Raw genomic sequence first — 12,805 nt, forward strand, 5'->3', positions numbered from 1 at the left:
GTGCCGATTAAATATTTCCATTCCATTCTTCTGGCTTTTTGGCTTGGCATTAGTGGCCAAGTCTTTTTCGATGGATCATTAGTGCCCCTGATCTTTGGGCTCTTAATAGGGCTGGTATTAGATATTATTACAGCTACCTACAGCCACCAGCGACCCCGATCGCTCTCTTTCCGTAGATGGGCGTCACACGCAAAACGTTTTTTTAGCATTAAAAAGAGTACTGCCTATAAAGGCGATGAAGGAGCAGTAAACTCCGATAACTTCGAGAGCCTTTGTTTGTGTATTAGCTATTTAGTAGGGGCAGCAACATTTTCTTATGACGGGGTTATAAGTAGCGGTACTAAAGCTGCTCAATCTAGAATCCTCGCATTGATATCCAAATCAGGCTATGGGTCAAAATCCAATTATGGGCATGATAACCCTGATGAAGTAGCCCTACAGCTATCCTATTTACAAGAACATATTCACAGAGAAAACTCATTCTTCGCACTTGCTTGCTTGAATAGCGTTCTTTATGTCAGCTATGCAGACGGGACTCCAAACGAACATCAAAAATCTATAATCTCTCAGATAGTTTATGTTTTGCGCGTTTCTGGCCCGTATTTCGAAGAAGCTTTACGAGAAATAAAATCCGTAAAACAGATGGAAATCCCTGAATGGGCAAGAATGCTTTCCAAAATGGACTTATCATTCTTCCAACAAAGAGCTCAATCGGAAAAACACTCATACTCATACAATGATAATGCTAAGGAAAAACGTCAAGCTGATGTTAATGATCATTCGAAATTAGCCGATGCTCGGAGACTCTTTAACGCTAATGAAAGTTTAGGCCCGAAAGAGCTCAAGACTATTTATCGTCGACTTATTAGCATACACCATCCTGACAAAGCCATTGCCAAAGGCGCCAATGAGTCCAAGATCCTAGAATCGAAAATCATGACGCAGAGAATTCAAGACGCTTACGAGGTGTTAAAAGCCGCTTGTTAATGGTTTTCTCCCGTCCTTATCGACATTGACTAGAAGGGTTTAGTTATTCAAAACCTTCTAGTCAACGTCTTAGAAACTATTTCCTCCTCTCATTCGTTGAATCTCTTTTTAAATAGCCTTATATTGCGCATAACGCATCAAATGAGGCTTACATGAAACTATTTTCTCTATCAGTTCTTAAAATAATTCACCTACTAGCCATTGGTATTTCGATTAGTGCTATCTATACGGCATTTACTAGCAGCATTTTCCTAGGAATAGTTAGTATTGTATTTTCCATTTTTGCTCTTGCTGTAACTAAGGGCTTAATTATCGGCCGCACAATGGCAATACAGCAAATCTATCCTCTTTAGGCGGTACCGCCCTTAACCTTGGTGTGTTAATAGCTTTTAGGTGCGGTCAGGGCCGGTGTTTTAGTCATATTTGATATCCTTTTACTATAAAAGGAGATTAAATATGATTACTTCACAAGAACTATCCGAAGCACTTGATGCACTATTTGGACCATCGCATTCACTTCGAGTTTGGACCGGTAGAATTTCTAAAAGACAACAAGAGAAATTTTTCGGACTTAGTTTTGGGGACGTTACACTTTGCCTTTCGGAGGTGGACTCAGTCATTTTAGCTCTTAAGCCACATAAGCAAGGCCCATTTCTACACGATGGAAAACACTTTCGAAGCATTGCAAAGTACAACATAAAAAAACCGCTTCTTTCACATGCTTATTTAAAAAATAGCACATGTTATAAGGCAATCTACTCATTAATGAATGCCTATAAAACAGCTAAGCAACAATACTATTAGGACCGAATATGTTTGCAATAAAACTATCACATACTAAATGGAACTGGCGACTGTCACCAGTGAATCTAATGATCAATGGTATTGGGAAATGGCTGTGGATTCCTGTTATATGCCTCTTTATTTTATACCCTCTAGCTAGAACCTATACAAACTCCACTGGCAGAGCTGTTACCGGATCTTTCAACGCGCCCAGTGCTATTATGGCCAGTCAATATGTAAAGAAAGTCGTAGGGACCTCTGGCGCTTTCACAACGAGGCCTATTTCTGACATTGTACGCTTAGAAAAAAAGAAGCACCCCAAAGAGCTCTTTACAGAACTGCCGCAAACACCCCTTCTTAAAAAGACGTATGACAAATATTTTGCTCTTCACTGCATGGCCAAAAATAATTTAAGGTACCACTACAAAGAAGACATCGATATTGCTTACACCCTAATGGCTGATGGAACTGTTAAATACTATTCAAACAAGTGGGAATTTGTAAAACGAAACTGGGTAGGACGCACCCCTACGATAAGCGTACCGGCTGAGAAACAATGCATTGAAACCATGATCACCTTAGATTTGCTTTTTAAATCAGTAAGACCTCTCGAGACTACTGGCATGTTTTAATAGCTCGGACCTCCCTCCCCCCCCCCTAGTGCAATAAAGTTCATACGCAATGATCTTTATTGCCATCCTCTCTTACTCAATTCATGTCACCACCAGCTCCTTAGGCTCTGCCTTTCACCGTGTACGCTTTATAGTCATATTGATTTGGCTCGACCGCCTAACCACCTCCGCAAGATTTATCATTACTCCTATCAGAAACATATTTAGGAGCACCAACATGAACAGTACATTAGTCAATGATTCTCTAGTCACAAAAATTAAACATGCGGCCAGCGAACTTTTAAAAATTTCGATCTATTTAGAAAAACAAAAGTCGGTAGAAACCCTTGCTCGAGCATCTTCGAGCCAGGTAATTACGTCTTATGATAAAAAATGTTGGCGTAAGCTTGGCCGTACTCTGTCTGTCGCTAACTTGGATTGGATAAGTGTCGTAGCACACGACATCTCCTTTGCCCTTTACGGTTTGATTGGTATTCAACCACTGTTGCAAGACCACGGTTACAAACTAAAAGACTCCGCCGATCGTATCGAATCTATAAAAAGTTGGTGCGTGGATAGACCTTTGTCCTTTCTATTTAGCATGCCGAGTCAAATTCGAGCGCTAGATCTACCCCCTGAAATAAATGTTTTAGGGTTTGATACACGCATGCAAGCCGTTTCAGCGGCCCTATACGAACGCATGACTGTCATTAATGGGTCAGGAATGCCTCATTATGACGAACTGCTAAACAACCTACCGCCTGAGTATTACTACAACGGTGATTCTCGCAGTCTATTGGTGTACACCATTGAAGATGTTCGTCACAACGTGGGGGATTGGTTTTGGTTTGATGAAGGTAAAGCAATGAGCCGTGCCATCGAACTAGACGAGATTAAATCACTACCATCAGGTCGTATCCTCAATGTATTAACCGGCGAAGAAAAGCAAGGAAACACCTTAACGGTGAGTTGAGACAGAAGGGAGGAATCACGAGCGATTACTGGAATATGAATAAAACTCATTATATAGTGTAATTGACTTAATGAAGATAACTGACTTAGTTAATTATAAACATAAATGGAGATATTATGAACCGCCAACAACTTATTGATCAGATTGCAGAAAAGACAGGCCTATCTAAAGCCGCTTCAGGCAATGCTTTAGCTGCAACATTGGAAGCAATCACGCACACAATTGCTAAAGGCGAAACTGTCCAACTAATTGGTTTTGGTACGTTCAAAACCTCACATCGTGCGGCGCGCTTAGGAAAGAACCCTAAGACAGGTGAAGAAATCGAGATTCCTGAAGCTCGAATTCCAAAGCTTAGCTTCGCAAAACATCTAAAAGATGTGGTAAATGGTTAAAGACTATCGATAGGAAGAGCCGCGTGAAGCGGCTTTTTTTTTGGCTTATAAACCTCTAGATACGAAATATATTGACGATTAAATATTATCTGAAATATCATTGTCTAATTCATTGAGTCCATTAGACCAATTAATCTTATTATTCACTTTAGCGATCTAGAAAATATTTCCGTGAAAACTAAATCATACAATCTTATCGCTATGACTGAAGACTTTCTCGTTGTGTCCTTCGATTGGCGAGTACAGCCAAGCCTAATCGTTCAGCATCTAAAAAACACGAATATTCTAGGCAATAAAAAGGTGTATGTTCACAAAACAAACACCGTGCAAGAAATCCATTGTCGATCATTCCTTATCGAAGAATGCCCCAGGTACGTCGAGGATCATATTAAGTTTATATGCTCGAAAATGAAATCTGACAAATTAAAGTACCCCTTTCGCATCTACATCTAAGCAGTAGGCACGCACCTTTAACCAAGGGTTATCTAATAGGCTAAACATGCCGTTGGTGCTGGTGGTTGGTGAATTTCTGCGAAAATTAGCACCACAAAATAACTAGGATTAGCATCATGACAACAACAACAGCAGCATCTCCATTACCGCTAGCCGACATTAGTGAGTGTGAAAATGCGATCAATAAGGAAATACACAAGCTCAATGCCCATCTGTTATTCCAAACTTATTCTGATATTGAACGATTCGTACAAATCAGTTTTATATCAGAAGTTGCCAAGAAGCAGGACTCACCAAGTAATTTCGAAGAAATCTATTACAAGTATGTCCGACCAATCTACATGTACCGATTTTTCTTTAACTCCTTTCTCTCAACTGAGTTTTTCGCTGAGTATTTTGATTTGCCTATCAAGACAGCAATGGAAGTAATTGAGAAAGGACGTCATCTTCACGAGAAATATTTTGAATGTTGCAATCTTTCTAAAGATAAACACACACCTATCAAATAATTATCAAATAATTATCAAATAATTATCAAATAATTATCAAATAATTATCAAATAATTATCAAATAATTATCAAATAATTATCAAATAATTGTGGGGACCTTGCTTCATAGGTCACCACCCTTTTGAACATTCACAGAGGGAAGTATAAATGAAACGCAACAAAACTAAGTCTGCAAACAAACCTCCTAAAGAAGGCCAATGCCCATCATGCCACGGTGAGGACTTTTCTCATTATATTGGTATTTATGGATATGAAGCCCATGTATGTAAGTCTTGTGGTTCGTACTCAGATACGACGCATGGTCAACGCGATGCGGACGAGTGGAGTATGCGCTATGCATCCATTGGCTATTACAACTACCGTGAAGCCAATTTTATTGGAGCTTAGCATGACTTACGCATTAACCATCAGAACGCAATATAGCCAATCTGAGGCTGATTAATATTCAAAATTTTGGATTTCGTATGACAACCACAATTAAATCAAATGGCTTACACGCTCAATCTTGCTTGTTTGACGTGTACTTTAGCTTAATGGCTCGCGTATATCTAAGAGAGCAAAATTTTTCATTATCTGATGCTAGCGCTGAAGTTGTCCCAGCGGTTACCAGCATCATTGAGATGGCTCGTGCTCAAAATGTAAGACCGAATTCACAGGTCGAAGCCTTTTATCAGAAATGCCTTATCGAACACAACAAAGGGCGTGTGTTTACGCATATTCGGCCTTTGATAAAAATCCTTGAAACTGAAGTAGAACATAACAGATTACGAGATTGCTTCACTACATTAGTTAAGCCCTATTCGCCAACCACTCCCATCTTTTATAAAGAGATTCCAAAATACTTCTCTAAACACTCAGTAGATGGTTTTAAAGCTATATGCGTGAACTCTTTCTCCGACGATGAATTGCAAGCTGATGCACCAGCCATTATTTTTTCTCGTCAAGAATTCGAGTCTAACTGCTTCAAAATAGGCTATATAAAAAATTCTATCGAAGTTCGGATCATCGCGCCTCGCTACGATACAAAGCTACGCGATCAGATTATTGAATTGTTCAACGTTTTTAATCTTAAGGCTACCTCAGCATCCAAGGTTTTCTTAAAAAACAATATGCAAGTTTGGTCCTTTAAACTAGACCCTCTCACAACAGAGAAAGAAAGTATTGCAGCCTCTGAGCGAATGAACATTCAGATTCAGAAAGTTACCAATGAATACTCTGATGGAGATAAGTTCTTTGTGTACCTCGAAGATGAACAAAACTCTAAACGTGGATTCTCATCTTTAGCCGCAACTCAAAAATTTATCGATCGCATTCTGATTGATGCGATCGGAATTACCAGCGACTGCGAAGGTATCATATTGAAGAACAGCTTATTTATGCTTTCGATTCATGATAGCAATGGAACGGCAGTTAACCTACGAAGATTTTCAATCTCCAAAACCGGTTTGAAAGCCGCCTAATCATTGTGGCAACAGCGAAATCTAATGCTTTAGATTTCGCTTTCCTCAGGTATCTCGCTTACCACGATCCACCAGCCAACCACTGCAGCTCCCTCTACACAAAACTCCAGGCTGACTAAGCAAGCCTTACGTCAAACTTTTCAGTGACTGTTAAAAATATGATGTAACGGTTTTGTTCTCTACCGTAATCAGGCGAGTCTAGATTAACTGGATATCCACCTCTTAAGCCTCCGGCTTTAACAAAAGGGTTACTCTTAAAGACTGAGAGCTCTGTTGATGACAGGTCAAGAGAAAAAAGACTGATAATAGACACATCAACTAACAGCGACTTAAGGGGACTTACATGAACGCTAATCCAGAAATTGAGACTAATCTAAAAAACACCGTCACTAATGCGATTGGTAAATTGTATCCTTTCGAGATAACTTCGCTTGAAATCATCACAGCCGACATTGTCAAAGATCCTTACTCTGTATTCACAGAAAACAGCCTTTGGACTACCTCGATATCTGGAGAATTTCACGACATAAGAATCATTCAAGACAAGACTTGGAATAAAATCGAATTTATATATAGCGCTAGACATGGATTGACCAGATTCAGAATGTCAGTGGAGCATGGCGTTGTTTTGGTAGCAGCCATGATTAGACATACTCTCGACTTTGGCGAGCCAAAACTATTACTTGGCGTTGGCACCTTAGACAGGAAGGGTGATATTGTGCATTTTTTATCTACCTCTGACAGTCTCTTTCATCTACAGCCAGATTGGAATGAAGACAGTATAGGCTTAACCACATTTAAAAAGTCTAGAGAAATCTTTTCTGAGAATGCTTGGCGGTATTTAAACCCAACTAATACCTACAAATAGAAAAATTATAGTTTGATACAAAGCGCTCTTTTAGGAGCGTTTTTTGCGTCGATGTGGCCACCCATCTAATCCATCATCATGCTTCTAGGTTTAGATCTAGGAGCCGACAAGAGCAGCCCCTCCATCCCAGATTACAAGAACCACAAAAGCCCAGAATCTCTGAAGGTTTACACCTTTAACCTTTCGGTGAGGATATAGCATAACAGCACACCTCTTCTCTCTACGCTAGTAAATATCCGTCAAAATGGACTTACACCAATCAAAAAAAAGGGCTATCAGACGTGGAAATACAAATTCAAAGCTTTTCAAAAGACGTTTTCGCTCAGCGATTATCTGAATGCATCACCACCACCAAAAACTTGGCTTTTCAGAACATTTCTAAGACGAACAATAAGCTTAAGCTGGTGGTTAGCACACAACTCCTCGGTGCCCACCACTGGTTTAAAGGTACAAAACATACAGAGACCGTAATTGGCAAAGGGAAAGGCCTACGACTTACTCGCGCTGTACTTGGATTAACTGAACCAGTTAAAAAAATTTATGAACGATCTTATAAAAAAGGAACCGGCCGTAAGGAAGAAATGATCGATATCCGCAACCAATCTCACATAACAGATGCGTTTTGCGGCGCCAAACGGGCTCATATAGTCATTACGAAAGATGAGATTCTAATTACTCCTCTTTTTGATGCTAGCAATTTCGTAAACAAGGCCGGAAATATTTTCATTCCTGATATCTCTATCGTTAAAGATGCAATCATCTCGGTTTTAGATACAATCGAAGCTAACAAACTCACACACATATCCTTCAAAGCCGCTCCAGAGTTTTGGGAATCCGATCACGCAACTATCCTCATCACCCAGTTACGCCGTCTGGGCTATACGATCGACAAGACCAACGATGATGTCAAAGCAGTGCAAAACAACAATGCTGATTTACACTATATGAATATTGAATTAACTAAATGCAAGCCGATACAGGCACCACCCGTCTCCTCTAATCCATTAGAATGTTTTGTAGGCTTTTCTGGCGGTTTTGATGCTCATCTATTAGAAAGAGAGGGCTTTGATGTTACTAGCGCTCTTGAATGGGCCCCACCGGAGAAACGCGATACTACAGATAAGTCAGAGCACTACGCTTTATCGCTAATGATGAACACTAACGTCAAACATTTATTCAATGAAGATATTTATTTTGCCAACATCCCTTTTATTGCAGAGCTAAACAAAAACATAGGACATGCTCACTTTAGTTTAAGCTGTACAGACTTCAGCTCATTAAAGACAAAAAAAGCGCGCGCTAAAGCAATAGATGAACTCACTACTAGCCGTGACATGTTTGTTCCTACGTTGAAATTAATTTCGAAAATGGCCCCTCTGACTCTTAGCGTAGAGAATGTACCTAATTTTGCGAACTCAGCTGAATACCAAATTTTCATTAGTCGACTAGAGCGTTTGGGATACAAAGTTTGCACTCATACTTTGAATGCCCCTCACTTTGGTGGGTTAACCTCTCGTAAACGCATGTACATCTTTGCTACTAGGCTAAACCTAAGTTTAGAACACTTTGGCGAGGTTCAGACCAAATCGGCAACTATAAGCGCATGGGATGCCGTTAAATCTGATTTCAATAATATGCGTGACGTCTCTCACACTAAATCTGTTCAAAAAGGCATTGATACAGGTCGCATCAGACCCTTGAAAGAAGGTGACAAAGTAGGACCAGCAATATTTCGAAGTCAAAATAGACAGCTTAAGGACACATGCTACTTGCTTCATAATAATAAATACTACTTGCCTACCGTAAACCAGCTAAGAGCTCTCAGCGGGATGCCTGAATCCTTCAAAATGAACTTCCTTAGTATCGAACAGCAAACCGCTATTATTGGCCAAGGTATCGACGCGGAATTACATACCGCTTGGATAGAAAGAATTAAGATTTATTTACTTGCCGCAACACATTAGTGAGCATCACTACTATAACTAAGCAGGCCATTTATTGTCCTGCTTTTATCCATCAACTATCTGCATCACACCTTGGGTGAAAATATTTTCACTCCAATCCCCCTACACACTTACCAAGTCTATCGACTTTAACAAGAAAGGGTTTGTTTATAGTAAATTAGAAAAAAACCTTAAAAATCATCACTCCTATATGGGAAAATTACATCACTCCAACACAACAACCATTAGGATTATAAAAATGAAATTGAAATTTATTTCTGTTATCACAAGCGCAATGTTACTCGCAGCATGTAGTTCAAACGACCAAAAAGAACAGGATACTAACCCTACCAACGTGCCTGATTGCGTTTTTGCTGATGGATCTAATAAAGCGGCCCCTGACTGGGTATGCGGCGCACCTATTACTGGCTATCCGCTAACCGCCGTTGGTTACAGCAACAAGTCCGGTGCTGGCCCTACATTTATGATTGACATTGCATCTACTGCAGCGCGTGTAGAGCTCGCTCAGACGCTAAATCTTAATATTCAAAACATGGTCAAGCAGTATGCTGAAACTACTGGCTCAGCTGATGCTGAAACCGTTGATCGCGTGAATTCTGTTGTTACCAAACAAGTAACAAATCAAAAACTCATTGGATCACGCGTTGTAAGACAAATGATGACTCCTTCTGGTGGTTTTGTTGTTGCTGTAGGTTTAGACCCTAAAAAAACTGAAGGCATTGCGGCTGATATTCTACGATCTTCTATGAAAAACGAAGCCGCCTTGTATCAAAAGGTTGAATCGGGCAAGGGATTTAAAGAGTTAGCGGATGAAATTGCTAAACAAAAGTAATCTGTTATAGAAGCCCTTCGGGGCTTTCTATTTCATACAGACTTTATTTATTAAACAATCTACCAATTTGTATCAGTTATATTTGTTAGTGCATCCTGCACTGCTGCCTTGTTTTCTTTCATCGCGTCTTTAGACAATTTTGGCTTAACCGGCTCTGGTTTATTACCAGACACTACACGCATCAAATACTCAACGTATTTCATCGCTACCACACCGCTATCAAATCGATTGGTTAAAAATTCTTTTTGAACTGTCGAATCTAAATCATTCCAGGTATGCAACAATTGCTCTTCTATAAAGTTTCGCTTATGTCTATCTTCTTCTTTATATAGACCTAATAGTTCTTCTAACGCTGGGCCATTGCTACTTGAGTTTGCATAGTCATTTTCTATCGCTTTAACTAGCCACGCAGACGCATTTTTTATAGGTACACTTTTCTTATTCTGAGACTGCAATAACTCCAAATTTGATAAGCATCGTTCTACACCGTATGTATCTAACAAAGCACTCGCGTTTTTACTCGCTAAGAATTGTAAAAGTTGCCTGTATGTATCATTCTTCAAGATCGCCATATCAACTTCCATATCATCACTATCGAGTCGGTATCCAAATCGAGCCTCTATCTCGAAACGAATTGTTTTCACTGCCACACGTGAATTAGCTTTGCGACGATCGGGTAATGAATACGTTACATTTATATCCGTTTTTTGTAACTCTTTTACAGCTAGATCTAATACTAATTCTTGAAACTGATTAAAGCGTTTAAACTTGTTACCTACATCGAGAAGATCTCTTAGCGTTGCATATTGAACGTTTCGAGTTAACTTGAAATTACCAGCTTGCACACTCCTTAACGATAGAAAGGATCTAAACAATTCATACAAACGAATTGAATAGTATGAACTAAGCCCATGGAGCTGATGCAAATGATATTTTGTAAAATGACTTCGAAGATTTATTAGATAGGGCTGGATATCTGGGTGAAACATAAATTGTGCCTCACCTGTATCATCATCCCAAGATGATTTATAGAATAGATTTACTTTATCATAAGACAATATATTGTCTACAGCACCCGTCTTTGGGTTTTTTTTAGGCAAACGAATAACTTGTTGCTGCAGTTTATAAGTGATTGCATCGATAGATTTGTATAACCACTGAATCGTAGCAACTCCCATGTCTACGAGCTCTTTCCTCGTGAAAGACATCATCCCAATACTGTCGCTGTACGGATTAACTTTCGCTATGAGTGCATTCACTAATTTCAACTCTACAGCGTTGAGATTTCCGTACCTACCGAATATAAGCGCGTTATCTTTGTATACAATTAAATGCTGACTATTCCTAAACTCCACTTCTGATTTTTCATCATACATGTCGTCTTCTTCAAAATTTTCATACTCACTTACACTAAATAAGTCTGACGTAGGTTCTTCTAATATAGATCCGGTTACCCCATCGAAAAGTGAGTTTTTGCCCGACATTATTTTTCATCCTCTCGAAGACAGCACGTATTTCTGCAGTCTACAAATAATAAATTGAGTAGAAAAGCAGCATCCATTTGATTTTAGTTTATTGGATATGAGGTCCTGTTACCATCTTTCTTTAAAGTGAAAACCACTTTTTTGAAACAATTATGGTAAAGATTCACGCTCATTCAGACCTAATTTTAAACAACACTGGTAAAGATACAGATAGTTACCATGAGAGTTTAAAATTCGCGGCCAAAATCGGGACTGAACTGGGCTTTGCCCTCAACCCCAAGATTTAAACAAGTATGGTAAAGATCCATATAGTTACCATGGGAATTTAAAGCTGGTGGCCAAAATCGGGACTGAACTGGGCTTTGCCCTCAACCCCAAGATTTAAACAAGTATGGTAAAGATCCATATAGTTACCATGGGAATTTAAAGCTGGTGGCCATAATCGGGACTGAACTGGGCTTTGCCCTCAACCCCAAGATTTAAACTAGTATGGTAAAGATCCATATGGTTACCATGGGAATTTAAAACTGGTGGCCATAATCGGGACTGAACTGGGCTTTGCCCTCAACCCCATGATTTAAACAAGTATGGTAAAGATCCATATAGTTACCATGAGAATTTAAAGCTGGTGGTCATAATCAGGACCGAGCAAAGCTTTTGGATGGAAGCCTACGTTTGAAATAACATTGGTAAAGATTTATTAGGCCAGAAATCAATAAGCTTTACCTTTAACAGCTAGAGATAAACCTCGGATTTAAGTTATGTTGTTAAAGCTAGCTACCTTTACCACCTAAGGCGATATATCACAGGATTTTTTGAAATTATACCGGTAAAGCTAGCCGCCTTTACCACCTAAGGCGAAAAATGTAGCTTTGGTAATGGTTGTTTACATCGATCTTTACCAGAATTGGTAAAAAGGCCCTATCTAAATTTGAAATTTTACCAGTAAAGCTAGCCACCTTTACCACCTAAGGCGAAAACTATAACTTTGATTCAGTATGAATACATCGATCTTTACCAGCACAGGCGAAGAACCCTAGCCCATATATTAAACTATAACGGTAATGTTAGGTATTTTTACCAGCAAACTTGTAATGTTAGACACCTTTACCATCTATGGCGAAAATTAAACTCATCAACCTTTGCCAGCAAAAGCGAGACATTGCAGGATATTTGAAATTATTCAGGCAAAGCAAGCTGACTTTACCACCTTAGGCGAAAACTGTAGCTCTGGTTTACCATTCTTACATCGACCTTTACCAGCATAGGCGAAGAGGTCCAATCCATATTTGAAACTATGATGGTAATCTTAGATATCTTTACCACTTAAGGCGAAAACTGTAGCTTTGATTTGGTATGAATACATCGACCTTTACCAGCATAGGCGAAGAGGTCCAATCCATATTTGAAACTATGATGGTAATCTTAGATATCTTTACCACTTAAGGCGAAAACTGTAGCTTTGATTTGGTATGAATACATCGACCT

12 protein-coding genes are annotated in these 12,805 nt (G+C 39.3%); 11 read left to right on the forward strand and 1 reads right to left on the reverse strand.

The window, feature by feature from the left end; translation table 11 throughout:
• From V6259_RS13080 to V6259_RS13130, 11 genes are all read left to right on the forward strand, one after another.
• Complete coding sequence (locus V6259_RS13080; RefSeq protein ID WP_341584897.1) at positions 1-987, forward strand: hypothetical protein; 987 nt, start codon at positions 1-3, stop codon at positions 985-987.
• Positions 988-1,443: 456 nt separating this feature from the next.
• Positions 1,444-1,791 (forward strand): hypothetical protein, encoded by a 348-nt coding sequence (locus tag V6259_RS13085; RefSeq protein WP_341584898.1) that lies wholly within the window; start codon positions 1,444-1,446, stop codon positions 1,789-1,791.
• A gap of 8 nt (positions 1,792-1,799) precedes the next feature.
• Positions 1,800-2,402 carry a hypothetical protein gene (locus V6259_RS13090; protein ID WP_341584899.1) on the forward strand — a complete coding sequence of 201 codons (603 nt, stop codon included), beginning with the start codon at positions 1,800-1,802 and terminating at the stop codon, positions 2,400-2,402.
• A 217-nt stretch (positions 2,403-2,619) separates the two neighbouring features.
• Entirely contained in the window at positions 2,620-3,354 is a 735-nt protein-coding gene (locus V6259_RS13095; RefSeq protein ID WP_341584900.1) for a hypothetical protein, read from the forward strand.
• A 116-nt stretch (positions 3,355-3,470) separates the two neighbouring features.
• Positions 3,471-3,746 carry an HU family DNA-binding protein gene (locus V6259_RS13100; RefSeq protein ID WP_341584901.1) on the forward strand — a complete coding sequence of 92 codons (276 nt, stop codon included), beginning with the start codon at positions 3,471-3,473 and terminating at the stop codon, positions 3,744-3,746.
• A gap of 569 nt (positions 3,747-4,315) precedes the next feature.
• On the forward strand, positions 4,316-4,708 hold the full coding sequence (locus V6259_RS13105) for a hypothetical protein (RefSeq protein ID WP_341584902.1): 393 nt from the start codon (positions 4,316-4,318) through the stop codon (positions 4,706-4,708).
• Between the two features lie 148 nt (positions 4,709-4,856).
• A complete protein-coding gene (locus V6259_RS13110) occupies positions 4,857-5,096 on the forward strand; it encodes a hypothetical protein (RefSeq protein ID WP_341584903.1) in 240 nt (79 codons plus the stop codon).
• A gap of 77 nt (positions 5,097-5,173) precedes the next feature.
• A complete protein-coding gene (locus tag V6259_RS13115) occupies positions 5,174-6,169 on the forward strand; it encodes a hypothetical protein (RefSeq protein WP_341584904.1) in 996 nt (331 codons plus the stop codon).
• A gap of 343 nt (positions 6,170-6,512) precedes the next feature.
• Entirely contained in the window at positions 6,513-7,037 is a 525-nt protein-coding gene (locus tag V6259_RS13120; RefSeq protein ID WP_341584905.1) for a hypothetical protein, read from the forward strand.
• Between the two features lie 281 nt (positions 7,038-7,318).
• Positions 7,319-9,001, forward strand: a complete 1,683-nt coding sequence (locus V6259_RS13125; protein WP_341584906.1) for a DNA cytosine methyltransferase — start codon at positions 7,319-7,321, stop codon at positions 8,999-9,001.
• A gap of 238 nt (positions 9,002-9,239) precedes the next feature.
• Positions 9,240-9,833, forward strand: coding sequence for an LPP20 family lipoprotein (locus tag V6259_RS13130; RefSeq protein ID WP_341584907.1), 594 nt, complete (start codon positions 9,240-9,242; stop codon positions 9,831-9,833).
• Between the two features lie 59 nt (positions 9,834-9,892).
• Here V6259_RS13130 and V6259_RS13135 read toward each other — a convergent pair whose 3' ends face one another.
• Positions 9,893-11,317, reverse strand: a complete 1,425-nt coding sequence (locus V6259_RS13135) for a replication initiation protein (protein ID WP_341584908.1) — start codon at positions 11,315-11,317, stop codon at positions 9,893-9,895.
• Between the last annotated feature and the right edge of the window lie 1,488 nt (positions 11,318-12,805).

The organism is Marinomonas sp. TI.3.20, from assembly GCF_038155025.1.
GTDB lineage: Bacteria > Pseudomonadota > Gammaproteobacteria > Pseudomonadales > Marinomonadaceae > Marinomonas > Marinomonas flavescens.

Excerpts from the sequence above, each read along its gene's own strand:
- V6259_RS13120 (WP_341584905.1), top strand. The coding sequence starts at position 6,513 with ATGAACGCTAATCCAGAAATTGAGACTAATCTAAAAAACACCGTCACT.
- V6259_RS13115 (WP_341584904.1), top strand. The coding sequence starts at position 5,174 with ATGACAACCACAATTAAATCAAATGGCTTACACGCTCAATCTTGCTTG.
- V6259_RS13135 (WP_341584908.1), bottom strand. The coding sequence starts at position 11,317 with ATGTCGGGCAAAAACTCACTTTTCGATGGGGTAACCGGATCTATATTA.
- V6259_RS13085 (WP_341584898.1), top strand. The coding sequence starts at position 1,444 with ATGATTACTTCACAAGAACTATCCGAAGCACTTGATGCACTATTTGGA.
- V6259_RS13110 (WP_341584903.1), top strand. The coding sequence starts at position 4,857 with ATGAAACGCAACAAAACTAAGTCTGCAAACAAACCTCCTAAAGAAGGC.
- V6259_RS13105 (WP_341584902.1), top strand. The coding sequence starts at position 4,316 with ATGACAACAACAACAGCAGCATCTCCATTACCGCTAGCCGACATTAGT.
- V6259_RS13090 (WP_341584899.1), top strand. The coding sequence starts at position 1,800 with ATGTTTGCAATAAAACTATCACATACTAAATGGAACTGGCGACTGTCA.
- V6259_RS13100 (WP_341584901.1), top strand. The coding sequence starts at position 3,471 with ATGAACCGCCAACAACTTATTGATCAGATTGCAGAAAAGACAGGCCTA.
- V6259_RS13095 (WP_341584900.1), top strand. The coding sequence starts at position 2,620 with ATGAACAGTACATTAGTCAATGATTCTCTAGTCACAAAAATTAAACAT.
- V6259_RS13130 (WP_341584907.1), top strand. The coding sequence starts at position 9,240 with ATGAAATTGAAATTTATTTCTGTTATCACAAGCGCAATGTTACTCGCA.